Source organism: Pseudolactococcus piscium, assembly GCF_002441695.1.
GTDB classification, from domain to species: Bacteria; Bacillota; Bacilli; order Lactobacillales; family Streptococcaceae; genus Pseudolactococcus; species Pseudolactococcus piscium.
On sequence record NZ_JXJW01000009.1, the window covers coordinates 68,750 to 94,429 of the forward strand.

The window sequence follows — 25,680 nt, forward strand, 5'->3', positions numbered from 1 at the left end:
TCAACTAGTCGTGGTTTAGTCGTAATTTTTATCTTTTGAGTTTGGACTTGATAGACACAAAAGTTTTTGCGATCGCATTATGTTTCAAGAACCCAATGACCGAAATAATCACAGCACCTAAAAGACCTAAAATAGTAGCCTTGGCTTCACCTGTCATAGGAAGACTAGGTTTAGCAGGTGTCGGTGTTTCGGGCGTTTTAGGTTTTTCACCATACCATTTGTCTTTGTCGCCAACATCTTTACCAGAGATAGCACCTTTAGCAGATACTGTCGCTTCATCACCATGTGTTTCGCCATCAGCCAACTTATCAAGCGTACCAGTTGCTTCGACATAAGCGTCTACTGGTAATTCAAGAAGTTTACCATCAAGTTCAAACTCACCGTCTTTATTGATAGTAAGCGCCTTACCTTGATAAGACCACTTAATGTCTTTGACATCTTGTTTGCCCTCAATTGTTTTGTCTATCACCTTAACATGATTCAGAGTTTCAGTGCCATTGTTAGTGACACGGAAATTGATTGTTTGGGCTTTATCAGTTAGCTTAACAGCAGTCGCTTTCGTATCTGCATCACCTTTCCCCAAATTATCATCTTTATCGGTATTGTTACCTTGACCTGCTTGTGGGATCTTTTCAGACGATTTTTCAATATCAACAGATGGTTTTTCTGGTTTTGTTGGTACTTCTTTATCAGTCAGGTTTATCTTTGATAAACTAACAAACGGTACATCACTAGAGACACTACCTGCCACAGTACCCTTAATATTCTCGTTCTTACCGCCCACATTATCACTTTGTGAGAATGTACGTGTTGAGAATGGTTTTGAGAAGTCTTCATGGTAGCTTGCGGAAATTGTGATAATATCTGTTTCTGGATCAGTTGTCATGTGGATATAGATAGGTTTGATTAGATCATAGCCTTTAGGCGCAGTTGCCTTATCTTCAGATAGTTTCCAGTCGCCATAGACAAGTTCAACATTTGCATAACCATCTTCATCACCTTTAATACCAGTTGTGATCATTTGTGGTTCAGATTTAGTACCATTAATAGGTGTCAAATGGAACTTAATATCATTAAAACCACTTTCAGCACTTGCGCCTGAAATTTCAACTTTTTTCTGAATTGAAATTTTAGCTTTAATCACTTGTTCAAGTGATTTAGATTGAGGAGTGATAATAGTTTGTGTTTTATCATCTTTCTTCTTAATCTCGAATTCATGAACTTCCTTATCAGAAGCATAACCTATAGGCGCATTGATTTCCTTAAAGCCATAATGTCCAATGCCAAGATTACCAACATAAGCATTGAATTTCTTACCATCGATACGGACAACAATGTTATCACCATGTGATACCTTTTTACCATTGATAACTGACTTAGTTACTTTTTCACCAGAAATCAATTTAGCATTTGGTTTATCAGACCATTTAACAGGATCTCCTTTTTTATGAGTACTTGACCCAGTACTATCATCCAGATAAATAAGGGCATACTCAGCACCTTTAAGTTCTGCTTTACCCTGACTTTCAGCTTTACCAGTATCTTTGTCAAGTTTTAAAAGTTCGCTCTCACCTTTTATTTCTTGATTTGTACCAAATGTTTGACCAAAAATAATTTCTGTTTTTTGATCTTTATAAGATAAAGAAACTGTTTTTTTAGCAAAAGTATTCACGAAACCATTTGAAGCTTTAGTTTCAGTAATATCGTAAGTTCCTAATGGTAAATTATTAATCGTAGCCTTACCCTCTTTGTTTGTATCAACAAAGTATGTTTTACCATCAACCTGATTGGTCAGCTTAAACGTATTCCCCTCAAGACTATAGTTCCCATTCCAAAGACTAGTTCCTGACTCTACACCAGATTTTGAAATAGTAACTTGACCTGTAACTGCCACATTTTCAGTAGCAGTGGCATTTGTAACAATTGCTGTATTTTGATCTTTGTAAGTCAATTCAGCTTTGTAAATTTTGTCATTATATGTCATACCAGATTTAGCAGTAACTGATGTAGCAATTTCTTGAACATTATACTTTCCTAGAGGTAACATTTTTGTTGATGCATTACCATCTTTATCAAGTGTCACAACATCAGAAAATTTACCATCTTCTGATGTCACCTTATACTGTATGCCTGAAAAACTATAATTCCCATTAGGAAATGTTTTTCCATAATTTTTAGCCTGTTTTGAGATAGTAATTTTACCAGTTACAGCATCATTTTTAAGTTTATCTTCTCCGATGGTAGTTGTTTTACCTGCTTCAATCGTGAAGTCTAGATCAGTACGCTGTGTTTGACCAGTTGATGACCAAGCACTTGATTTTTCACGTAAGAAGTAATCCCCTGCAGGCAACTCCAAGTCGTTCATTTTACCGTTACTGTCAACTGTAAAAGATTTAAAAACTGTAGAAGTTCCTTTTTTATAAACATCAAATGCAAGTCCTGTAAAATTATAGTTGCTATTAGGTAAATTGTCTCCAAATTGATTAGTCGTTTTATCAACGTTTAACTTACCAGTTAGATCAATGAATTTAAAAGTCATTCCTGCTTTAGTTGGGTAGATATACGAACCTGATCCACTATATCCACCACTTGTTTCTAAAAATTTGAAACTTCCTTCATATTTTTGACCAACAACTAAATTTAGTTTCGACGTCTCATAACCACCATAACAATTAATGGTCCCCGATTTATAGACACCACTATTATCAAAGATAAGTTTGTAAACTGTTCTAATCGTACCGTTTTCTGTGCCAACATGGTCTCTTACAATCTCTCCCTCGATAATAGTATTATCAGCATTTTTTGATACAGTTGGCTGATTAATAGCAAGTTGAGCAACATCTCCTTGATTATGTCCATTTTCTGTATGGGAATACTGAGAAAATGCTTCAACAGTAACATCAGATATTGCTTTCTCACTACTCGTATCAGCATGGGCAATCATCACATGTGACAGTGAACCACCATTAGCTACTAATACAACACCACCTGTTGCTAGTGCTGTAACCATTAAACCGGCACAAAGCCATCGCTTGCCTGATTTCCATTGACGAAATCGTGTTTTTGTAGTTTCAGGCATCATTTTTTCTTTGTATTTTTTCAAAGAATCCCCTTTCTGAGATAAAAAAAAAGAGAAATCAATAACGATTTCTCCTAGTTTAGTTTTTCGACTTTTCGGTCAATATTTACTTACATTTACTTATATTTATCAAAATAAGAAGGATCTGTTACTTTTTTAGCTCCAGTCGGTACTTCATATTCATGACCATCGGGCGCAATATAATTACCTGTCCCACCTTGTGGTTGTGGTTGTGGAGTAACTGTTGCTTGTGCCTGTTGAGCTTGAACTTGTTGAGTAGCCGTTTCTTGTGCCTGTTGAGCCTGTGCTTGTTGAATAGCTATTGCTTGCGCTTGTTGAGTAACCACTGCTTGAGCCTGTGCTTGTTCGGCTTGAGCTTTATCAGCTTCTGCCTTAGCTTTGGCATCGTTATCAGCCTTTTGTTTAGCTTCCGTATCAGCCTTAAGTTTGTCTTGTTTTTCAGCTTCTACCTTAGCTTTGGCTTCACTTTCAGCCTTTAACGCTTTTGCCTTAGCTTCCTTATCAGCTTTTAAGCGTTTATCAAGGTTAGCTTTTTTATCAGCTTTGACTACTTTATTTTTTGAGTCAGCTAATACATCTTTATTATGATTTTTCACAACAAGAGCAGTACCGCCACCTAGCAATAACAAAATAATTGCCCCAGTCGCAACTCTCTGTTTTAAAGTTGTTTGTTTGATTTTTTCTACTAAATTCTTCATAATTTTTATCCGTTCTAAGCAATAATTGCTATTAACCTATACCCCTATTATACCATATACAACAAGGGTTTACAGCGTTTTCAACACTTTGTTATTGTTGTTTTCCCCCTTTAACCATACTTAATACCCACTAATTTCATAACGATTGCTTTCTACATTATGGAATAAAGCGACTAACAATAATCAAAGAACCCAATACCATTAATTCTTCTTTTGATAAATCATATAATTCATAATTATCATAAATACTTTTTGTAGATTGAAACCATACATCATCTCCATATAAATCAACAACTTTATCAATCAATCTTAAAGTATCATTGTTTTTTATAGATTGAACGATCTCAGTTTTTACCGTTTCAATATCGAAAACTTCGACCACCAAATGTTTTTCCTCGCCAGTTTTAGTTTTACCTGTTACTTGCATAAATTTTCTCCTTTCTATTTTGCTAGTATAAGAGCGCAAACTTCGACATTTGCGCCCCTTGTCTTAAAAAAGACCTAAGTCTCTTAATCGTATAATTCACGCAAGCGATCAATCAAAATATCCAATTCTTCATTTGATAATTCACTAGCTTCATGTACTATTTTAGATATCAAATTGGTATTTAACAGATTTTCATGAATTTCAATTTCATAATCATCTCGAACAATTCGCCCAGTTCCGTATACACCTTCACGTGCATTTGCCAAAATATGCTCAGGGACATCTCCCCATTTTACAATTACAATCATAGTTTCCTACTTTCTATTGATTAAAATAATCCCCCCTGTCAGTCAACCTTAACTTGCTACATCATTTGCCCTACGTGCAAAAGCATAGGTACGTTGACTGAATTTTTTGTACTGTTCGTTGAGAGAATAAAAGGACTTGATAACACCCTCTAAAGCGCTATACTCAGCACCATTTAAATTCTCAGCTTGTTCTTTTAAAATACTATTTAGCTGTCCTGCAATCGTCCACGCTTCATCAAAATTGTGTTTTTCTACCAGCTCCCCTAGTGTACTAATCAGTTGATTCGTTTTTTTAGGGTCAATTTTTGGATATTCTTGTGTTGCATTTGCCATAGGTTATACCTCTTTTCTGTTATTAAAAGTTAGTTTTTAAAATTCAATACCCACCCAATCATTATTTTAATCACTTACTACCGATAGAGTAAGTTGTCATATTCAACATTAAGTCTTTTTAATTCTTGTAGTTTCTCCTCTCTAGTCCAACCATAATAAAGATGACCATATTCAAACTTCCTTTTATCGTGTCTCAAATAGTTATGATCACATAGAATATCAATTTTGATACGCATAATTTGACACGCTTCACTATTAATATTTTTTAACATAACTTTTCTTGTAGCTTCATAACTGCCACGCATTTTTTGAGTACTCAATTTTAAAGACACTTCAATCAATCGCCTTTCACGTGCTTCATTGATTTTTTCAATTTCAGATAAACTTAACTCAGTCATAATCAGCTTCTATCACATCATGGAAATTTTCAAAAAATGCCCTCTTCTTTTTCTCCTCAACGATAGCATCAATCATTCTTTGACGCTTTTCATCAATTACCTTGTCATTTAATAAATCTAAAGTTTTCGTTGAACCAGTCCTTGCATCTACTTCTAAACTTGCCTTATAAGATGCAAGAACTTGAAAATCAAGCCATTGTAGTGTTCTCTCATAGCTAACTTCTCTAGGTCTACTAACAAAGCCATAGCTTTTATCAGACCCAAAAACGTTTAGCCACTCAATATCCCAATTACCTTGATCATCTTTGATATCTAAATAATGAGAAATAATTTGACCCGCTAAATTTTGTAACGGAATATCGTTATACCAAAAATCAAAAATGACATCCATAGCTTTATCACCAAACATTCTGATTTCATAACGATTTTTATAACCGTACAATACATGAATTTCATCAAGCCATAAGTCACGTGCCATTGATTGTTCTTTGTCTTTCTCGTAAAAGTTTAAGTAAATTGACTTACTTTTTCTTGAACCAAAATACAAAGACAAACCTGTAGACTCAAAATTGCCATTACGCAGTAAGAAACTTTCGTTTGATGAAAATTGTCTGAATGGTGTCTGAATTTGACCAGACATCATTTTGTCATACAATTTACGTAGATCATAGTTACCATTCTTTGAGTACATTTCATCAGTTGCTAAGTCAAAGCGAGTGAACTTTAGGTAGTCATCTAATAACTCAATAGTAGTCACACCTTTTTGCTTCATAGAAAAATGGAAACAATCTTCAAAAAATTGTTTCCATGTTCTATTTTGGTCTTTAAGTTCCTGTTCAAACTCACGACAACCCCCACCGTTTAACTCTATGAGTGTACCCATATCAATATTTTCACTATGCCTCAATACACGAATACTGCCATACGACATACTCATATTGTAGTTGTGCATACTTGTTACATCGACATTAAACAAGTTTGAGTCAATCAAAAGTAAATTTTCAATTATGTCAAACCACTTTAATGTTTTAAGTCTAATTCTCAGATAGTCAACACTAGACTCTAGCTCATATTTTGAATCATAACTTAGATAATCAAGTAATATTTTTTTCTTTTCAGAGCTTAATTCCTTTTCGCCAGATAAGACCTTAGAAACAAAAGGTTGTGAAACACCTACTATTTTGGCAACATCTTTTTGACTCAAAACATAATTACTCATGATACCTTTTAAATCAAAATTTCCGTTTATCGTCATTTGCTAGGTATTCCTTTTCTGTAATTTTAGTAATCGTATATTTAGCAAGTGAAAAATCATTGCCACAATAATGAGTGCTGATATCACTTTCAACTTCCATCTCGCTGTTAGCACTAATTACGTAATCATCATCAAAAACGCTGTTCTCGCCAATTACCTTAACCTTGTAATATGTCATACTTCATGTCTCTTTTCTATACTTTTGATTTTTTCGTATAACCAATCATGAATGAGTTGAAACCTTGAAATGACTAGGTTTAGTAAGTTGGTTATATATTAACACCCCGTATTACAATTCTTAGGAAAAAAATAATTCACCCCTTATCTTGGAAGGGTTAAACATCTGATTACAACTATTGGTAGCCTATATGGTAGCTATCTGTGTTTAAAATACAATAATTTGATAAAATAGCCTTAATATAGTATTTATAAAATTAAAAAGGTGAATATATGATTAGTCTAGAATATAAAGATTGGGAACGTGCATGTAAAATGCTACGAAATATTCCAATGAATTCAAAAAATAAATATTTTCAAACATATTCCTTTTACAAACTCTCTGTTGCTAGTTGGAAAAAACTATTTTCTCAAAATTTTTTCAATACTTATATAAAGTCTGGAGAATTTCTGACTTACAATTATAATTTAAGTTTCGCAGACAGACTTTTACAAAAAAACAATGGTTCTTATCGACATGTTCGAATAGTTTCTCCAATTATTTACCTTTTTTTAATTGCAATAGCTTCTCAAATTGAAAGACTATATGAAGAGAAACGTACAGAAAATATAGCAGTATTCTTTTCCGGTAATTTTAATAAAGAAAATGAAAGCGCTCATTATAAAAACAGTTATGAAGCATATTTAATAGAAATTAACACATGTCAAGATAGCTACAAATACTATTTTAAAATTGATTTTTCAACTTTCTTTCCCTTAATTGATACAGATATATTATTCAATAAAATTGATAATCTCGATCCTAAAAGTGCACTTATTTATTCTTCTATTATTAAGATGATAGGACAAGGTAAAATGCCAATTATTGATGGAAATTCTGGTTTGTCTTACCTCAATACTGTTATATATTTAGATGATTTTGATACAGCGGTTATCGACTATCTAAATAAATTAACAGAGATTGGTAGTTTCAGACTTGTTCGATATGTAGATGACCTATACATATTTATCAATTGTGATGAAAGCAAATTAGAACTCTTAAATTATAAAATATATAATCACTTGTGTGAAAATTCAGTAAAAAATCATGTTGAATTAAATTCTTCTAAAACAGAATATCTGACTTCTACTTCCGGATTAGGAGAGAGAATGAATTCAGATTTATATGATTTTTTTGTAAACAGTACTGAAATAAATTTTAATGACTATTTTTCAAAAGAAGATTTAAAATTATTTTTAGAGAGGTTGCTAGAACTTCCTGAACACGCTAGCTATGAGGAGTATGCTTCTTCAGTTTTAAGTACGTTCAAAAATGATGAGTTTGTATTTGAAAACGAATATGCTTTAAATGCAATAGTGTACAACAAAAAAAGTTGGGTAAAGGATGATGAAATACAAGAAATAATTGAAAAAATAATCAATCTTAATTACCATAAACTAAGGTATGCTGCCAAAGCACTTATTACATTAATCTTAAATACAAGAAATGGAGAAATTATAAAAGCACTATTAAATAAATTATTCACAGCTTATAGTGATGGAAATGGGAATATAGTTGATGAAATACTTTCGATAGAATATCTCGTACAACGAAATTTTAAGCATACCAATTTAATGAATGTAATTAAAAATGTTAATCCTGATATAGTTAATTATATAAGTAACTATCAATTGCATGATTTTTTTAATTACATAGAAAATAATCGAACAACTTATTACACCAAAGAAAACGAAAGTTATTTAAAATTAGCAAATGACCCTAATATAAATTTTTTATACTTTAGATATAAATATTTTGAAGCTCTTGGTCAAACACTTGAATCATTTGCATACTTTAAAAACTATTTTGATAGATTTATAGCTCATGCTCAATTTTGCTTAGGTAAAGATGGTGATAAAAAGCCTAATTATAAAGGATATTATAAAGAAGGCGATTTGAAGAAAGCAATAAAGCTATTACAAATTGAAATTTCAGACGATGATGTTGATAATATATTAACTGATGCCCATAAAATGAGAAACAATAATCCTGTTAGCCATTCGAGCGCCAATATCCTCAAAAATTCTGACTTTAAAAAAACAGATATTTTGAATAGTATAAAAAATTTGAATAAAATTTTAATGCAAATTTCATCTCTAATTACACAAAAAAAGGATAACTAGCAATCCTTTTCTGAATTTTTTTTAGCTAAACTATTTGGTAATAAATCTTTCAATTGGCTTGTTATTTCTTCATCCGCATTAGGATAAAGATGGCTATAAATTCCTAAGGTTGTTCTTATATCCGTGTGACCCAAACGCTTTTGAATTAGTAGAGGAGTAACATTATACTCATTGATTAAAAGCGAAGCATGAGAATGTCTCAAGGCTTTAGCCTGTATTCTACGAACACCTGCACGTTTACTATATCTAGTTAACATATCTCTAACAAAATGAGCATCATTAGGTGTTAGATCATAGGAGAGCACAAATTCGAATTCGTTAGAAAATTCTTGTTGTCGTTTTTTCCAATCTTTTAAGACATCTACTGTCGTGTCATCAATTGAGATAACACGTTTTGATTTTTCTGTTTTTAGCTTATTTTTCCTCTCCCAATCATGTTTATTGGCATAATCTAAATTATGGCTAATACTAATTTTTCGTTTTTTAAAATCAATGTCAGACCAATATAATGCCAAACCTTCACTTACTCTCATGCCCGTAAAAAAATAGAGCCAAATCATAGTAAATATAAACTGTTCAAAATAGACAGAGGAATCTAGATTATAAATAAATTGTTTAAATTCGTCTACAGTCCAGTAATCCACTGTAATTTTTTCTAAAGGGATATTACCCACTCTTTTTACTAAATTTTCATTAATCAAACCATAATTTAGTAATGAGTTAAAAACAGTTATCAAATAACCTAACTTTTTTCTTGCACCATTTTTAGAATATTTTTCAAGTAATAAGTTTTTATATCTTGTAATCTCAAATATAGTAATATTTCTAGGTTTTTTCTTACCAAAGAAATCTTTCATTTGAATATAGTCAAAATTCTGTGAATATCTTTTATTTACAGTGACACGAGACAAATAATCTGGTAAATATATATCATCTATAAACTGCTCAAAAGACATATTCGCATGTGTCATACCACCCATATCATGAACCTTTTTTATTGCTTTGATACGTGCCTCATGTGCTTCTTTAGCTGTCTTAAATCCTCGTTTTCTTTCTTGATAAGGTTTACCTGTAGCCCTGTCAACTCCAGATTTAAAATAATACAAATATTTTCCTGTTACATCATCTTTGGTTACCCCAGTATAACTAGTTTTTGACAATTTTAATCCCCAATTCCATTCCTAAAATTTCTTCTACTGCAGAACGTGGAACAGCACCTAGACGACGATTTTCATAAAATGTAAAACCTTTATTTATCATCAAATATTTGGCTTGCTTAATAATATTATAAGCAGTACCAGTCTTAAAACCCAATGCCACTAAATCATCTTTGGTTACAACTGTTGAATTATCCATAATATACCTCTTTCTAATTTTCTACTCTAGTAAATTCTTTACTTGCTAATGCAATTTTTAATTCAAAATCAACCATGCAACTATATAGTACTTTACCTTGAATATTACGTGCCTTAGAACCATCCTCATTCATCTTTATATACCATGTACCAGATACAAAAGGATAGTTACTATTAAATTGCTGTTGCTCTTTATTGTTTAATTTTTTAAGATACATATTTCTATACTTTCTATAATTTGATATAATTTAAGTAGTTTTATTTATTTTGTAGACCGTTTACAGACGGACTATTTATCCCGGGTGGAAATGCTCGAGGTAGGATATATTCATCAAGTGCTTGCTTGATGAATTTTTCTTTATCATCATTTTTCTCAATGATTGTCTTGAAATCAAAATTTAAGGTTAAGAATTCATCTTGCGAAATGCGTAAATTTCTTGGTGTACTTAGCTTAACAACCTCGGATAGATTATAGATATTATCAAAATCAAAATGTGGAAATTGCTTACTTTCAATTGAAATCATACTATTTACTCGTCTAACAAATTGATTGACATCTTCTCCTTTAATCTCTGAAAAGAATTTCAAAGGAGACTGATAGTTAGCTACAATAATCACACGTGGTACAACTAATTTATTTTTATACCTAGCTGACATATTAGCCGAATTTAAAGGGTCAAAAACTTTTAACCAATCAGAAGCTGATAAACTATCTGGCCTTAAATCGTCTAATATCACAATATCTTGACCATAATAATCATCAAATGGATTACGTGAACTAGCTGAGTAGATATCACTCTTATTATTTCTTAGTTCTCCTTGTGTCTTGATTTTTAAAGCAACTTCATTGGCTAAAGTTGTTTTACCAACACCTGGAGTTCCTTGTATATAAAGTACAGTCATTTTATATCTAAGCTGTCTTAAGTCTTCCAAGCGTAACCAAGCGATACGCTCACCATAGAAGTCCAAAGCCTCTTTAAAGCGATTCATATTATTAGCATAGAGAAATGCTAAGTCATCATCAATCATGATGTCACGCTTAAATAGATCACCTCTTTGCACCTTCTGAATGATATAGTCAAGACTTTCATCAGATAGTTCACGTTTAGTCGTAGCTGCTCTTTTTTGAAGTTCCTCTCGGTGTTCCTCAATATATGCCAAGAAATCAAATGTTTCAAAGGTTTCCACTTCCTCAGATAGATATTGAAACTTGTCTAAGTTTTTAGCATGTACTAGATAAGACTTGTTGTTAATTTCTGCATATCGGTTACCTTTTGCAATTTCAACATATTGTTGCTCAATTCCCAACCGCCTCGCTATACGTTCAAGGTCAAACCTATCCCTAAAGGAAATATATCCATGAATGTGTGGTAATTTTAAAGTGCTATTTCCCTTTTTATCTTTATCATGAACAATTAAAGCAATTTCCTCGAACCCTTGCATATCTCTAACTGAGTTATATATTTGCTCAAAAATATCTTGTTTATTTGTTTGCCAATCATCAAATAATGTTTTTTTTTCATTTTCCCAATTCCAGTATGTTGAATTAAGATATTGCATAAAAACAAACTTTTTTGCTCTCAATCTACTGTCATTTCTCATTAATTCTCCTTATATCAACTGAATTTGTGGGCTAATAGAAACTTTTTATTCTATTAGCCCACTATTTGCCCACCTATTTGCCCACATTTTTAAGCAGTAATCAGGTCGCATACGCTAAAGGGGTGTTACCCTCTCTTACCTTGCAAACACTAGGTTTGCACTGTTTATCGTCAAGTCCTAAACAGTGCGCCCGTTATCAATTTGTGCTAATGGGCTAATAGAATCTCAAAAAACTCTTGCAAACTGTCCCCTTTGCTTTTTCCGTCTGTCCTATCTGCCTAACGCTTTCGCTCGGCAAACGGACAAACGGAGCAAGTAGACCGATCGCAAAAGTTTCATCAATTGTTATTTTTTATCAACTACTGTAAAGCCATTGGCGATTAATTTTAATGCCTTATAGCCGGCATTACGTGAACCGTCTACCCATTGTAACTTAACCTCTACCCTGCGAAGTTCAACACTAATTAGTAACTTCTTATCGATAGCGTCCTCGATTTTATCAAAGTCTCCAGTAAATTCAATTTGAATTGTTTTAACATCAGCTATATTGATACCTGCAGTCTGTAAAGCTAAATAAACTTTTTCATCTACTCCTTGGATAGTATACTTCTCAATATGGTCTGTACGCTCACGATTTGCGTTATAAGCGTATCCTGCACGTGCTGTAGTAAAATCTACCTTTACAACCTTAGGCACATCAAAACCGTTAATATCAAGCGGTAAATCTTTGGGTGTTTGGAATGTTTCAGTTAGTTTAATTTTTGTCATTGAGTAAATCTCCTATATTTCTCTTTCTCAGCCCAATTTCAATTTTTTCGAGCCTACTGTTAAATTGTTCAAGTGATGATATTTTGTTACTAAGTAGATTATTGTTAGTTTCAAGACTTTTGATTTTATTTTCCAAACTTTCAAATTTATCTAAGCAATAATCATCTAAATCATCAATATCATTTTTAAAATCTCGTTCCCGCTTGGCTTTTAAGTTGCCATAAACTTCATAGACAGAATAGTTAAAGTCATTTGTTTCAGTTAATAGCTTAGCCAATTCTCTAAACTTAATCAAATCATCATCTGAAAATACGTATTTTTTCAAAGGAGCTTTTTTTCTGCCCCGATAAATACTTTTAGAAGTAAAAACACGACCTGATAATTCTGTTATCCTAGGACACCATTTGCGGACTGTGGTAGGACTTCTACCTACTTCCTTTGCAATATCCTTATAGTCCACTGACAGCCTTTAAAATAGCACCTTTACGTTCTTCATGCTCAAGTTCAAATTGTCCACCTTTGTCTACTAAAGCACTGGCATATTGTTCAGTAATTTCTACAAGTGATGCATAAAGGTCAACTGTATTAGGATTACCAGATATTTCAGTCATATCTGCAGACTTACCAATAAGTAAGACATTTGCGATAACATTGATACCATTTAGTAAATCATTAATATCTTCAATTTTCTGTGTCATTTTTTAATTCCTTTCAATGTGATATAATTTAAACAACAATATTTTTAAACTTATTAACTCCTTTCAAAACAAATTAAATATAACCAAAATGAATATATTTATATATTATACTCTTTTTGGTTATAAGTCAATAGAAAATGGATATTTTTTTATGATGCTTAAAGACAGACTTAAAATTTCAAGAATAAATGCTAATTTAACCCAAAAACAAATGGCTACATTACTAAATATTAGCCAACCATACTATGCTAAGTGGGAGTCAGGAGAACGTAATCCCAAAGGCGATAATATACAAAAACTATCAGAAATACTTAACGTTAGTCCTGACTATCTACAAGGTCGTGATGACGGTTTAGAAGATATTATAGAGGTACTAAAAGAAAAAACTTTAAGTGAAGAAGATAAGCAAGAAATAATTGCTCTATTAAATACCTACTTAACGAATAAATAATAAAAGTCTGAACTTATTATAGGTTCAGACTCTTATTATGTATGTATATTTATTTATCAAACTGTAATTCTTTCAAATATATTTTAAATAGATTGAAACTATATTCATATGACTTAAAACTTAAGTAAAATTTCTTACTAATCGCCATTATCATTTCTTTTGTATGAAGATTATTTGTTAAGTAATCTATATAGTGATGACTGATATCTTCCTGAATCAAAGAAGGTAGTAATTCAAAAATATTATATTCTATTACACTACAGATATCTTTCATATATTTATTAATGGAAGTATTACTTTCTTGTAAATACCGAAAATAGTTCATCAATGAGTTTGGCAATATTATCGATTGTAGTAAATAAAAACTATTCTCAATTAGCTCAGTATACTCTTCTTTACTAATAACATCATGATCCACTACTTGAATTGTTTTCTTATCTAAAATATATTCATTTTTGAAAAAAGTTTTTATTATAAAATCTGTATCATTTTGATTATTAAATACAGTACCTGCTCGCATTAAATGAAAATAAATATTATATATTATAATATCATCATAAGGAAAATGCTCTAATAAATTTAAATCAAGTTCTTTAGTAACTGGTGAAATTAGAATATTTTTATTATAAGGAATTATTTTTTCAATATCTTCCTTTTTTTTGATATCAAAGTCTTTCATAACGTCAATATCAAGTATTTCATCAAATTGTACTAGATATGATTTGATTATATTTACAATATCAACAATTTCCCTTATAAAAGACGAAACATAATCTTCATTCAGAATAAAATAATTTGTAGAATTACTCACTTGCATAGTTGTTTGGATATTTCCATAATCAATTACTTCAGATTTATTTATATCTTTTATTTTCATCAAAATAAATCCATCTTTATTACTTGAACTTAATTGAGAACTATGGATAACCTTGTATGACTCTTCTTTCTCGTCTGTATTGATAAATAATGTTGGTGATTGTCTAATAGAACAAAAATGAACAAATGATTTAATTGAAAATATTAAATTAGTGATTAAAAGTTTTACACTTCGCTCGGAAAAAAAAACTTGTGTAGAAGAACTAAATCTTTCTAATTCGGATAATATATTATCATAATTTTTAAATATATAAAATCCTAGTAGTTTTCTTCTTGCTAATTTGTTTTCCAAAACATCCTCATCGTTTTCAAAAATTGATGAGAACTCATATTTTTCATATCCCAGTATTAAGTTTAAAGAATTTAGAATGTAAGTTAAATTTCTATCCAACTTTTGTTTATTTAAGATATTTGAGCTAATCTGTGCATCAACTAATAAGCTACTATTGTTAATAGTGTCTGCTATTATTTGTGTAATTTTTTCTTTATCAGAAACATTGTCTGAATTGTATGTTAATACTCTATGAGACCTCAAATCAAAGGGTAATTGTTCAAGTTTTCCATATTTTAGATTGAAAATGCAAATGACTCTTTCCCAGCTAAGTTTTGCAATAGCATAGCCTAACTCTAATAAAACATTTGGATTGGGAGAATAATTATTGATAAGGGATATATCAGCTATAAAAAAGGTAGAACTATCTATTTTTGTAAAAATTGTATTAGCAATGTCTGGACTTCCAAATTCATTATTAGTATCTTTATCTAGGGAGTAGTTAATTGAAAATGTGTCAGTGGAAGTTCTTTTTATTCCCTTTTTTATACAAGTTTCAATAAAATTTCTATTATCTCTATTAGGCAAATTTGATTGCCAAGAGTAAAATATATACCTATTCATTTTGTATTCCCTTTTCTTTCAATATAAGTTATTATAACATTGTTAAGTAAACTATTATCTAAATTATTGTAATCTGGTAGCTATTTTGGTAGCTAGACATAAAAAACATCTTTTTTTCTCCAAAATTTCAATATCTAAACCCTATCAAATCAATAACTATTGTCCAAATTTATGCCTTCCTCTTCTTACAATTCGGGGTGTAAGCTGTTTTGCCTGCGCCCTTGCGGACGCAGGCAAAGGACTTGTAACTGCGCAACAAGCCCATAAAAACCGCACTCACGACGCTTCCGCCTTACGGCTCTGCTGTTCGCCACGTTCTTTATGGACTCGTTCCGTAGACAAGTCCACCGCTCAATGATTCTTGAAATAGATTTTTTCATCATAATATCGCTTCACTGATAGATTCCTGATAAGTTTTACCAGATTTTCTACACTCGATCGCCCTTTCAAACATAATTAAGTCACTAGTACTATAGGTTTTGTCAAATTCTTGACCTGCTGTCTCAAACTCAGACTTATATTTTTTAAACACACGATAATCAATCGCTAACTCCTCAGATAATTCTTTACCTGTATAAGTTTTAGATACTGTTTCTTGTTTATCAAATTCAAGCTCAAGTCTTTCTAACGTTTCAAACACATCATAATATTCCCACTCTTCGGGTTTAGGCATTTCTGGAGAAAAGAACTCTCTAGCAGGACTGCCAAATACACCATAATAACCACGACCATAAACACGTTCGCCATTGATTTGCTCAATATACTTAAAGTATTTATTTTTGTTTTCTTCTCCAAAAATAACCTCATACGAAAATTGAGATAAACGACCAACTGAAATACGTGTCATGATATTATCTTTAAGGGTAGAGGGTAAATCATCAGCTTTTACATTCTGAGTTGCGATAATCGCAAAGAAGCCCGCTTGACGACCTTTTAAAATAATTTGCTTTAATGAAGCCATAACTATTTCAGCCTCTTGCATTAACTCTCTTTGTTCAAGCATACTAGCACGAAATGAGGGAAACTCATCAATAATCAAGAAAGCAGGTCTCAAATCATACGACTGGAAACTGCCCAATTCTTTTTCGTTTCTATCTTTTTTGAATTGACGCATTGTCGCATATCTGATTTCCATATTTTCTTTGAATTGTTTGATTTTATTCATCATTTGAACTAAATCAATTTCAACTCTATCTTTTAAAACATTTAATTGACTATAAGATTCAAAGTCAGATTGCTTAGGATCTAGTATTTCAACAACACCAACTCTAAGCAGTCCATTTAAGATAGAACGTAACAAAACTGTCTTACCACCACCTGTACCACCTGCAACTAATAAATGTGGATCATGCACATAGTCCCAATAGACATCTTCCATTAATATGAGACCTTTATCAACGACACGAACATCTTTAGCTGAGATACGACCTAATATAGTATCCGCAGAATAAACATAAGAAACGTAGCCCTTTTCATCTATTCTACCCATTAAGTCTGCTGAATAAGTAACCTCTAAAGCACCACCAATATTCAAGAATTTATCTTGAAATTGACCACCACGTAATTCTAAAGTAACAATTATAGTGTACTTATTTTGTTTGAGATAAACAGGAGGGTACTTAATCTTATCTTTCTTATCCTTTCTCTTAATCGGATAAAATATCCGATTTTCTGTTAAGTGTCTCAGTAACAATCTTCTATTTTCTAACTTCTTAAAAAACCAAAATTTGATATGAAGTAGACGATAAAAAAAGAAAGTGGCTAAAGCACTTACTACGATAAATAAGATAGCATAGACTATCAGGAAAATATAATTTGACAGCAACTGTGGTAATAAAAGGTAAGTCAAACAACAAAACAGTAACAAAAAAGGTAAGAGTAAGACAATCACAATTATTTTTTGTATTGTCTTGTCTCTCTTACCAATTTTTATACCCTTATAATGGAAAATTTGTTTCATTAACTTCATTTAGCACCAACTTTCTAAAAATCAAAAATTATTTCTTTTGATTTTCTTCTTTTGGTTTTTGTTGTGGATCAGATTGCATTGGTTTAGCATCAGCTACAACTTTTTCTAAGCCCTCAGCTGAAACTGTGAAATAATAGTCAGCTACTATTTCTTGACGTGTTCGACCATTTGCCGTAGAAATTTCAATGCGTTTTGTTTGAGGGTGTACACGAGCAACTACTTTACCTGTCAAGCGTACACTATCATTCATCTTGAATTTTGTATCATCAAAATCTAATGGCACAGCAATATCCATCGTATCTTTTTGGACTTCTGAATAGGCTTGAACATATAGATTACTGATTTCATGCGTATTTTCAACCTTTTGTAAATTTTTATCAAGTTGCACTTTATCAAGTTCATCTTGATTATCATAGATAGCACCAGTTTCTGTATCAATGTAATTAAAACGTTCAGAAGCGATTGTTTCCAAATAAGTCAACTGACCATAGGTTGCGTCAACATCAACTGAATAAGCCTTATTAAAGGTATTGATACCGTATTTTTTCTTAACTTCTACCATTATTTAATCTCCTCTACACGATCCGCAAAAATAACTGTTGAATCTTTTCTACCTGCTGTACCTTCATCAAACATAAAACCTTTGAAAGTAGGGTTAGTAATTTTGACACGTACCCGACCTGTTGGCTTAAAACCATTTTTACCTGGTACGACAATACGAAAATTTGGTTCGCCAAGACCACTTGCACTATAGACAAGTAAATCAGGCTCAGATGTTGTTTTTTTGACATTAATAGGATTCGGATTAACCCAAACCTTCATATCTTCAATTACTTCTTCCAATTTAACTGGAAGTTCTCTCAATACTGACATATTTTTTATCTCCTAAAAAACAATTGTAATCAAAAATAAAAACTGGAAGCACAGCCTTTTGATTATCGTAACTTCACAACATTTACACAGTTTAAAGACTTGTTTGGGTCAAGTTTAGCCAACCTTATTAAAAAGGTCCGAATAAATCAGTACAGATAAAATGACTGATCCAATCAATTTGTTCTTCCTCTAAAGTAGCTTGTGACTTTAATTCATAATTATTATCCACCTCTCTAAGAAAAAAAGGACGCAACGTATCCGCTAACTCTTCAACGTTCATTTTTTTAATTTGTTTTTGATAAGCACTATCACTATTTTTCATCATATTACAACAACCATTTTTCTTTACCACTATTTCTTTATATTTTTATTTTATGCGACCGACAGGAATTGAACCTATTTGTTTTAGTGAAGCTAAAACGTACCTTAGTTAAAAGTTCTCGTCAACCAGACGACAATCGCAAAAAAACACGATAATTTAAATACCTTGCTCTACATCTTTATTCTCTAAAACACCTTTGAAATAAGTCAAACTACTTATTTCATCATTTAATTTATTAGGTGTGACTTCACACAAATCATAGATCTGTTTCTGTGTCTTTAAAATTTCATCTGATATACCTCTTGCCAAAAGCGTTAATTTTTCATTTAGTTTGATACGCTCAATCTCAATGTTAGTAAGTTTCTTTTGTCTAATAGCAATCATTTTATCAATCAAATAATCTTTATGCTTTAACTCACTTTTAGCATACGATAACGTATGTCCACCACCTTTGGATTTTGGCATTATTTTTAGTTTCATATTATCTCCTATATTTTAACAAAGAAAAAAGACTAGATTTCTCTAGCCTTTTCTTCTAATTTAGCAAAAAATCAGTATCAGATAAAAAAGTAATAAATCTTTCAAAATCTCTTTCTGTTAACTTACCCAAAACATGAATTTTGAAATTTTCATCATCTAAAGGATATGCTCTAAAAGTATCTATCCACGATTGACGATTAAGCCCTGCTTCAATATAATCAATTATTTCAAAATACTTACTTTGCATATATTCTGATTTTGTAGCAAATTTTGTAGTTATTCTTAAAAATTTAACAGCTCGACCATTAACACTTAAAATAAATACAGGTCGCCATTTATAATCTTCGGAGTTTTCAAAGGGAACTTTCGCAACAATAATATCAAATTCTTCCACTTATAAATCCCAACCATCTAGCAATTCTTTTCTCTCTGTTTCACTAATATCAGAAATGCTCTTTACTGGAATCTTACTCAATAACTCAGACAATCTTTCTTTACTTTCCATAGAATAATCAACCCTTTCTGAAATAACCTCTGGTACAAACGGCATTCTCTTTTCATCAACTACACGCTTAAAAAACATTGTGATTGCAACAGTAGGATTTAATCCCATTTCTGAAAAGTATTGTTCGGCTTTTTGTTGTAACTCTTCATCAATTCTATAAGTTTTTTGTATTGTTGTCATGATAGTCAATCCTCCACAACTCCATTATACTTCAAAACAAAATCAATTACAATTAATAGAGTTCATTTGAGTGCAATTAAACAAATCCCCTCTGCTCTAAACTACTTATAAGGAAAGTTGGGAAAATACTTATAAGCAGTTTACAACAGACATCTTGTCTATTGTTATTCTCACAGAAAACAAACATATCTAAGTTGATATTCATTGACAATTATTTTCTTTATTACTAAAGAAACAAACATACCGAAGTTAGCACTCATTGATAATTGTTTTCCTGATTTAATAGAAACAAGCACATTCATATAGTATGATGTTCAGTTTTCACTTTCTATCTGAAAATTAAAAAGAATCAGCATAACTGATACTCTATTTATTAGTGATCTATCTGTAAACAGATAAAGTTGATTTTTTTTCATTTACTTTGTAATTTACGACACAAAAGAAAAGTAAGAATTGTGGCTCATATCATCGCCTACTACATTTTGTGAAGTTTCGAGAGGAGTTTTTAACATAAAGTCTATGATATAACCTGTAATTGAATACACATGCCTTTTAGTCAGCAATGGGTCGCCTCACATCTTATGCCTTACTCCACCTCTTCGCCCAATGATGAAACATTGAACTTAACTATTGTGCTGTCACTGTGCAGACCACCGTAGCTACTTGATTATACTGGGTTTTCCCAGTCTCTTTTTTTTACACCCTGTTGCACTAAATAGCAACATTTGATATAATCAAGTTACCACACTGTGATTATATCAGGTACGAAATAGATATTTTGTATTTGATTGTCAAAGAACTATATTCAAAGGTTGCTTTTTGTATGACTTGATTTTTTTGTTTGATTTCTAAAATAGAATAATTAATCAAGATTTACAAGCTTGTTTGAACAGTGTTCTTGAACCAATCGGCTATTTATATTATAATAAGTAGCCTTTTGTTTCAAAAACATATATCGGTTATCCGATATATTTATAATATCGCAAAACCGATATTAAGTCAAGCGCTTTTTTAAAGTTTTTTTATATATTCTTAAAGGAGAAAATAAAATGTTTCCAGAACGCTTAAAAACACTACGTTTAGAAGCAAAAATGACTCAAAAAGATGTTTCAAACCAACTCAAAATTTCTCAATCAACATACTCAGATTGGGAAAAAGGAAAAATGAGACCTAAGAATGTTCAACAGATAGCTGATTTTTTCAGCGTCTCAACGGACTATCTTTTAGGAAACACCAACATTAAAAACCAAAAGAAATTTGATGAAGACTTAGAAAAGTCACTAGACACATTTAAGTCATTTGACGGTAAACCTATGTATGATGAAGACCGTGAGAAAATACGTGAATTTATAAAAAAGAGAATGGAAGATAGATTGAAAAATAGCTAATATATGCTCCTAAAGATTAAACGATTAGTAAAAGAACTTGGTATAGAAATTCAATTCATGGACTTTGGTGGCAGGGGATATTTTGGTATCGAAAATAACAATCCTATAATTTTTATAAATGAAAATTTAGATGCCCTAAATACATCACTTACACTCTTACATGAAACAGCACATTTTCTTAATGGAGATTGTAAAAGGTACGTAACTAACCATTTTCAAAATGATAACTTAGAATATGAAGCAAATAAATACATGATCCATGAAGTTATGAAAATATTAGATGAAAAATATGAATTTACTCCAGATACAAACTACCAGCAAATTATTGAAAAATTAAACTTACCTTATCATCTTGATGGTGTTATCATCGATGAATTTAACAGTATCATATCAAATAAATTTGGTATGGTACCCTACTGTGAATCAGATTATTTTTATGAATAAAGGAGAAAATATAAAAATGAAAAATGAAAAATTTCGTAGCCTATATGATGATGTAGCTATGAAATTCGATCATATCAATACTAAAACAAATAGTAAAGGGTTATTTGTTTTAATAACTAACAATTTTGCTTATCCATTTGAAAAAATTACATATAATAAAGATATAAAAATTCTATCTAATTATCTGAATAGCTGGATATGTGAATTAGATAGACAATATGTTGGGAGAAGAGAATTTGAAAGTATAATTTCAAGCGAAAAAATTGTAACAGCATTTCGTGGTTATTGGGATGATGAGGAAAATTCATATTTTTATGAAGGTGTAATAATCGAAGCACACAAACATAATACGCACAATTGAAATATAAAAATTTAAATTTTTATATTAATGAATGGATAGAAGATAGGAAAAAAATGGATACTATAATATACGAGAGACTTGAAAAAAAACTTAACGATCCGGATGTTAAAATGCAATTAATTGATATTTTGAAATGTAATCCAGACAGTGAAACTTTATTTAGTATAGCAGTCATTCAACAAACCCAAGATTTTAATGTAATTTCTGCAGACATTCAAGCAACTGTAGACAACAATTCATATTTAATTTCTCTAGAATTTAATATCAAGGAAGATAACTTCAAAATAATATCAACCAATGATTTAACAGAAGATGATATAAAAAAATAATAAATTAAGTTATGATATTTCTTATTGGTCATATAACATCACTTATAAACAACTTGCAGAGATGTTTGAAGATGAGGTGATAAAAATTCCAGAAATGCAAAGGGGTTTTGTTTGGAATCAAGTGCAGGCTTCAAAATTAATTGAATCGATAATCATGGGCTTACCTTTACCTAGTATTTTTTTAGTTGCTGTTGAAGAAGACAAAAGGAAAAAATTTTTAGTAATTGATGGACTTCAAAGAATAACCACTATCCATTCATTTATGTTTAATAAAAGGTTACCTAATTCTATAAAAACATCAGGTTTTTCATTAAAAGGGGTTAATTCAAGATTCAATAATAAAGTCTATTCTGATTTAGAAGATATGGGATTAATAGACAATTTTAAATACAATACAATAAATGTAATAGAATTTAAACAAAGTGCACCATACAATGAATCTGCAATGTTCTCTATTTTTGAAAGATTAAATAGTGGAGGGACTTCATTATTAAGCCAACAAATACGAAACTCAATTTTTTACGGAAACTTCAATACAAAGCTCAATAGTTTTTCTAAAACATATATATCAAAATATTTTTCTCAAGCTGCAAATCTAAGTTTAAATAATTCCGAGTTAGTTTTAAGAGCAATTGCAATCTATGATTTACTTAAAGAAGAAGACATACTGGAAAAACAATTTTTGGGTTCCATTGTATATAAAAATCTTTTAAATGAAACTGATTTGCACCCTAAAATATAAACTTTTGAAATCAAGTATTGACTGCTTGATTTTTTTTGTTAGTTTGATAACGCCATCCGATATTGGGTTGGCGACATCTTTGATTGTCTGGCGCATGCTTTTAGTACCACACAAATACTATAAAAGCGGGAGTTTTATAAGCATGACAGGATCAAGAGATGGCCGACCATTATCAAGCGTATACTTGTCCACAACCAACTTATAAATGAAGGTGAAATCAGCTGTTTCGTCAATTTGACGAAGCATATGATCTTTTGGAATTAATTCATCAAGCGTTAAAAATTGCATCTGATTTCTAGCATTTTGCGTCAGTTTACCAATCATAAAAACCTCCAAATCACTCGTTATTATATTATACCGCTTTTTAATAAGAAAAGACAAAGTCACGAGGACTTTGTCTTCAGTCTGAGCTACTTATTATAATATAAGTAGTTTTTTTTGCAAGATTACTATTCAAAATGCTTATATTTCTTAATAAATTATCCTGACGGGAATCAAAAAAACAAGAAAATACAAAAAGCAAAAATGAATATTTAAACTTTGAAAGATAAATTATAATCATTAAGATTATTTACAATCTAGTCATAGTAATTGCTCACACTTCTATTATTACTGATTGTAAATCTATTGTCAAAATTATTATGATGGCTAATACATATAATCATATAGGTGGGAGAGACTTCAGAACACTTCATGGATTTTGTAAGATAATCGCTTTTAAGTAGGTGAGCCACATTCAAATACAGGATACATATAGGAAATTTCATATAGAAAATGATTATTTTATAGATTCTATATTGTAGATCTTATCTTGATTCATTTCAGTGCATATCTTACTGTACTATAATTAGGAATATTATAATAAGAATTTGATAAAAATTGTTAGAACAAGGTTTTTAACCATAAAATTTGATTAAAAAGTAAAAACTTATCAAGTAAGTGAAATGATTAGTTGAATAATCAAAATAGTAAAAATAATATATAACTAAACAACTACATCACTACTGTTTGTTACTTCTTTCTATTCCTCACAAATACACTTTCCAAGTTCCATCTAATAGTTTAAGTGGAGTTTTATCACAACTTATTGCAATCATTAAACAATAGTAACTATCATATATTTCTATATTAGTTGTTGAGTCTTCAATTTCCATGTTTTTTCTGCCTTCTTCAATAACTTTAATAATTAATTGCTTGTATTGACTATTTGAAGAAGCTAATTGAGTTTCTATTAGCTTTTTTAGAGCTATCAGGCGAAAAAAAAATCGATAATAAAATGTTGTGCACTCCAAAAGTTAGACTTTTATGGAAAGATTATAATAAACTAGACACAAAGTTAAGAGAAGTCGTGGAAAGGTTTATTATGACAAGAAGAAAATTCGATAAACAATTTAAAAACGCCGCAGTACAACCCAGTCCTTGATTCGACCTGACTTCTTAACATGGTATTTATCAGCTATAAATTGATAGCTACCTAATCCTTGTTCATAGTCTATAACTGCTTTTAGTTTCAAATCAAATGAATATTTANATATTCTGGGGTGCACATCAGAAATAACGAATTAAATTTACGACAAGTAATTCAAATTTTCACATAGGTAAACACCTTTTTTATTATCGAAACACTTGTAAGTGCAAGCAATACCCCTGCTACTACATCAGTTGGGTAATGGACTCCTAAATATATACGCGAAAAGCTAACTAATATAATTAAACTGATTCCAATTACTAGTGTAAGTACATAGAATTTAGGTAAATAATTTGATACTAACCAAATAAGGACCAATACCAAAGTAGTAATATAAACCGCATGGCCACTTGGAAATGAAAATCCCGACTCTGAAATTAAGCGATACCCTGTAGGACGATTCCTACTTATCAAATATTTCGTAATAGGAACTAATAGCCCTAAATTTAGTATGATAGTGACCGCCAAAACAGTTAATTCAGTCCACATCTTTTTATATAGCAACAATGTACCTAAACAACCAACTGTCATAATGACCACGATTGGATTTCCTATCTCTGTTAAATAATTCATGATACTTGTGATGAATGGTGTGCGATTTGAGTAAATAAACTCAATTAAGGTATTATCAAATTTATCTGTTTCATTTTTTATAATCATGATAGAAAGTAGTACAAAACTTATCATGCTAACTGCGCTAATCCATACTTGCTTCATATTTTTTCCTTTTTAAATTTTTAATCCAATATAGCTAAATTAATCATGGAACAAAAATACAGCTAATACCCATATAAAAATAATCTACGAAACTTTTTATATATGATTACTTACATAATCATATATATTTTTTTCAAATAGTTGAGTAACGATGCATGCTAACCACAAATTATAGGTTCATCTAGATTATTACGTTAATTGAATTCATTTAATATTAAATCCGATTGTGCTTCATATTATCGATAATTTCTAAAATTAATACCAAATAAAGTCTACTAGAATTTACGTTGTAATTCTATCAAGCTCTCGGCATGACTTAGAGGAATTTAGACTAGTATACCAAAATTAGCGATAGATGCCAAGCTATTATTCAAAGATGAGACTGTAAGTCATGGCGC

Annotated in this window: 31 protein-coding genes and 1 pseudogene; 7 read left to right on the top strand and 25 right to left on the bottom strand. The window is 30.9% G+C overall.

Annotated elements, in window-relative coordinates; all coding sequences use genetic code 11:
• Positions 1-28: 28 nt before the first annotated feature.
• The 8 genes from RU86_RS05590 to RU86_RS05625 form a co-directional block, all read right to left on the bottom strand.
• The gene (locus RU86_RS05590) at positions 29-3,103 is read right to left on the bottom strand and encodes a SpaA isopeptide-forming pilin-related protein (RefSeq protein WP_096814438.1); all 3,075 of its coding nucleotides are present in this window, start codon (positions 3,101-3,103) and stop codon (positions 29-31) included.
• Between the two features lie 92 nt (positions 3,104-3,195).
• On the bottom strand, positions 3,196-3,798 hold the full coding sequence (locus RU86_RS05595; RefSeq protein WP_096814439.1) for a hypothetical protein: 603 nt from the start codon (positions 3,796-3,798) through the stop codon (positions 3,196-3,198).
• A gap of 157 nt (positions 3,799-3,955) precedes the next feature.
• Complete coding sequence (locus tag RU86_RS05600; RefSeq protein ID WP_096814440.1) at positions 3,956-4,225, bottom strand: hypothetical protein; 270 nt, start codon at positions 4,223-4,225, stop codon at positions 3,956-3,958.
• Between the two features lie 83 nt (positions 4,226-4,308).
• Positions 4,309-4,533: a hypothetical protein gene (locus RU86_RS05605; RefSeq protein WP_096814441.1), complete on the bottom strand. Its 225-nt coding sequence runs from the start codon at positions 4,531-4,533 to the stop codon at positions 4,309-4,311.
• Positions 4,534-4,581: 48 nt separating this feature from the next.
• Complete coding sequence (locus RU86_RS05610; protein ID WP_096814442.1) at positions 4,582-4,866, bottom strand: hypothetical protein; 285 nt, start codon at positions 4,864-4,866, stop codon at positions 4,582-4,584.
• A 77-nt stretch (positions 4,867-4,943) separates the two neighbouring features.
• Positions 4,944-5,264 carry a hypothetical protein gene (locus RU86_RS05615; RefSeq protein WP_245810481.1) on the bottom strand — a complete coding sequence of 107 codons (321 nt, stop codon included), beginning with the start codon at positions 5,262-5,264 and terminating at the stop codon, positions 4,944-4,946.
• Complete coding sequence (locus RU86_RS05620) at positions 5,257-6,519, bottom strand: replication initiation factor domain-containing protein (RefSeq protein ID WP_096814444.1); 1,263 nt, start codon at positions 6,517-6,519, stop codon at positions 5,257-5,259. The genes RU86_RS05615 and RU86_RS05620 overlap by 8 nt, the downstream gene beginning before the upstream one ends.
• On the bottom strand, positions 6,497-6,697 hold the full coding sequence (locus tag RU86_RS05625) for a hypothetical protein (protein WP_096814445.1): 201 nt from the start codon (positions 6,695-6,697) through the stop codon (positions 6,497-6,499). Before RU86_RS05625 ends, RU86_RS05620 begins: the two co-directional genes overlap by 23 nt.
• Positions 6,698-6,969: 272 nt before the next feature.
• Here RU86_RS05625 and RU86_RS05630 point away from each other — a divergent pair, with 272 nt between their 5' ends.
• Positions 6,970-8,859 (top strand): AbiA family abortive infection protein, encoded by a 1,890-nt coding sequence (locus tag RU86_RS05630; RefSeq protein ID WP_096814446.1) that lies wholly within the window; start codon positions 6,970-6,972, stop codon positions 8,857-8,859.
• On the opposite strand, the gene RU86_RS05635 is transcribed toward RU86_RS05630, so the two are convergent.
• The 7 genes from RU86_RS05635 to RU86_RS05665 all read right to left on the bottom strand — a co-directional run bounded on the left by RU86_RS05635 (position 8,856) and on the right by RU86_RS05665 (position 13,282).
• Positions 8,856-10,019, bottom strand: coding sequence for a site-specific integrase (locus RU86_RS05635; RefSeq protein WP_096814447.1), 1,164 nt, complete (start codon positions 10,017-10,019; stop codon positions 8,856-8,858). The genes RU86_RS05630 and RU86_RS05635 overlap by 4 nt on opposite strands.
• Complete coding sequence (locus tag RU86_RS05640) at positions 10,006-10,215, bottom strand: DUF3173 domain-containing protein (protein WP_096814448.1); 210 nt, start codon at positions 10,213-10,215, stop codon at positions 10,006-10,008. Before RU86_RS05640 ends, RU86_RS05635 begins: the two co-directional genes overlap by 14 nt.
• Positions 10,216-10,228: 13 nt before the next feature.
• Positions 10,229-10,432, bottom strand: a complete 204-nt coding sequence (locus RU86_RS05645; protein ID WP_096814449.1) for a hypothetical protein — start codon at positions 10,430-10,432, stop codon at positions 10,229-10,231.
• Between the two features lie 40 nt (positions 10,433-10,472).
• A complete protein-coding gene (locus RU86_RS05650; protein WP_096814450.1) occupies positions 10,473-11,816 on the bottom strand; it encodes a Rep family protein in 1,344 nt (447 codons plus the stop codon).
• A gap of 345 nt (positions 11,817-12,161) precedes the next feature.
• Positions 12,162-12,584: a hypothetical protein gene (locus tag RU86_RS05655; RefSeq protein ID WP_096814451.1), complete on the bottom strand. Its 423-nt coding sequence runs from the start codon at positions 12,582-12,584 to the stop codon at positions 12,162-12,164.
• Positions 12,571-13,044: a hypothetical protein gene (locus tag RU86_RS05660; protein WP_096814452.1), complete on the bottom strand. Its 474-nt coding sequence runs from the start codon at positions 13,042-13,044 to the stop codon at positions 12,571-12,573. Before RU86_RS05660 ends, RU86_RS05655 begins: the two co-directional genes overlap by 14 nt.
• The gene (locus tag RU86_RS05665; RefSeq protein ID WP_096814453.1) at positions 13,034-13,282 is read right to left on the bottom strand and encodes a hypothetical protein; all 249 of its coding nucleotides are present in this window, start codon (positions 13,280-13,282) and stop codon (positions 13,034-13,036) included. The genes RU86_RS05660 and RU86_RS05665 overlap by 11 nt, the downstream gene beginning before the upstream one ends.
• A gap of 151 nt (positions 13,283-13,433) precedes the next feature.
• Between RU86_RS05665 and RU86_RS05670 the strand changes: the two genes are divergently transcribed.
• Positions 13,434-13,733, top strand: coding sequence for a helix-turn-helix domain-containing protein (locus RU86_RS05670; protein WP_245810482.1), 300 nt, complete (start codon positions 13,434-13,436; stop codon positions 13,731-13,733).
• 49 nt (positions 13,734-13,782) lie between these two features.
• Here RU86_RS05670 and RU86_RS05675 read toward each other — a convergent pair whose 3' ends face one another.
• The 8 genes from RU86_RS05675 to RU86_RS05710 all read right to left on the bottom strand — a co-directional run bounded on the left by RU86_RS05675 (position 13,783) and on the right by RU86_RS05710 (position 19,833).
• Positions 13,783-15,504, bottom strand: coding sequence for a hypothetical protein (locus tag RU86_RS05675; protein ID WP_096814454.1), 1,722 nt, complete (start codon positions 15,502-15,504; stop codon positions 13,783-13,785).
• 379 nt (positions 15,505-15,883) lie between these two features.
• Positions 15,884-17,473 (bottom strand): FtsK/SpoIIIE domain-containing protein, encoded by a 1,590-nt coding sequence (locus tag RU86_RS05680; RefSeq protein WP_096814455.1) that lies wholly within the window; start codon positions 17,471-17,473, stop codon positions 15,884-15,886.
• A gap of 28 nt (positions 17,474-17,501) precedes the next feature.
• Positions 17,502-18,035 carry a hypothetical protein gene (locus tag RU86_RS05685; RefSeq protein WP_096814456.1) on the bottom strand — a complete coding sequence of 178 codons (534 nt, stop codon included), beginning with the start codon at positions 18,033-18,035 and terminating at the stop codon, positions 17,502-17,504.
• Positions 18,035-18,346, bottom strand: coding sequence for a hypothetical protein (locus RU86_RS05690; RefSeq protein WP_096814457.1), 312 nt, complete (start codon positions 18,344-18,346; stop codon positions 18,035-18,037). The genes RU86_RS05685 and RU86_RS05690 overlap by 1 nt, the downstream gene beginning before the upstream one ends.
• Before the next feature lie 127 nt (positions 18,347-18,473).
• Positions 18,474-18,698: a hypothetical protein gene (locus tag RU86_RS05695; protein ID WP_179296214.1), complete on the bottom strand. Its 225-nt coding sequence runs from the start codon at positions 18,696-18,698 to the stop codon at positions 18,474-18,476.
• Between the two features lie 126 nt (positions 18,699-18,824).
• A complete protein-coding gene (locus RU86_RS05700) occupies positions 18,825-19,148 on the bottom strand; it encodes a hypothetical protein (RefSeq protein WP_096814459.1) in 324 nt (107 codons plus the stop codon).
• Between the two features lie 55 nt (positions 19,149-19,203).
• On the bottom strand, positions 19,204-19,542 hold the full coding sequence (locus RU86_RS05705) for a hypothetical protein (protein WP_096814460.1): 339 nt from the start codon (positions 19,540-19,542) through the stop codon (positions 19,204-19,206).
• The gene (locus RU86_RS05710) at positions 19,543-19,833 is read right to left on the bottom strand and encodes a type II toxin-antitoxin system RelB/DinJ family antitoxin (RefSeq protein WP_143468094.1); all 291 of its coding nucleotides are present in this window, start codon (positions 19,831-19,833) and stop codon (positions 19,543-19,545) included.
• A gap of 1,049 nt (positions 19,834-20,882) precedes the next feature.
• Between RU86_RS05710 and RU86_RS05715 the strand changes: the two genes are divergently transcribed.
• The 5 genes from RU86_RS05715 (at position 20,883) to RU86_RS05735 (ending at position 23,097) form a co-directional block, all read left to right on the top strand.
• A complete protein-coding gene (locus RU86_RS05715; RefSeq protein ID WP_096814462.1) occupies positions 20,883-21,221 on the top strand; it encodes a helix-turn-helix domain-containing protein in 339 nt (112 codons plus the stop codon).
• Between the two features lie 3 nt (positions 21,222-21,224).
• Positions 21,225-21,665 (top strand): ImmA/IrrE family metallo-endopeptidase, encoded by a 441-nt coding sequence (locus RU86_RS05720; protein WP_096814463.1) that lies wholly within the window; start codon positions 21,225-21,227, stop codon positions 21,663-21,665.
• A gap of 16 nt (positions 21,666-21,681) precedes the next feature.
• Positions 21,682-22,026 carry a hypothetical protein gene (locus tag RU86_RS05725; RefSeq protein ID WP_096814464.1) on the top strand — a complete coding sequence of 115 codons (345 nt, stop codon included), beginning with the start codon at positions 21,682-21,684 and terminating at the stop codon, positions 22,024-22,026.
• A gap of 53 nt (positions 22,027-22,079) precedes the next feature.
• Positions 22,080-22,355 carry a hypothetical protein gene (locus tag RU86_RS05730; RefSeq protein ID WP_179296216.1) on the top strand — a complete coding sequence of 92 codons (276 nt, stop codon included), beginning with the start codon at positions 22,080-22,082 and terminating at the stop codon, positions 22,353-22,355.
• Between the two features lie 61 nt (positions 22,356-22,416).
• The gene (locus tag RU86_RS05735) at positions 22,417-23,097 is read left to right on the top strand and encodes a DUF262 domain-containing protein (protein ID WP_096814466.1); all 681 of its coding nucleotides are present in this window, start codon (positions 22,417-22,419) and stop codon (positions 23,095-23,097) included.
• Positions 23,098-23,217: 120 nt separating this feature from the next.
• Here the strand turns inward: RU86_RS05735 and RU86_RS05740 are convergent.
• A pseudogene (locus RU86_RS05740) lies at positions 23,218-23,421 on the bottom strand (transposase); the annotation flags it as partial.
• 1,258 nt (positions 23,422-24,679) lie between these two features.
• Complete coding sequence (locus tag RU86_RS05750; protein WP_096814468.1) at positions 24,680-25,282, bottom strand: phosphatase PAP2 family protein; 603 nt, start codon at positions 25,280-25,282, stop codon at positions 24,680-24,682.
• Positions 25,283-25,680 lie beyond the last annotated feature (398 nt).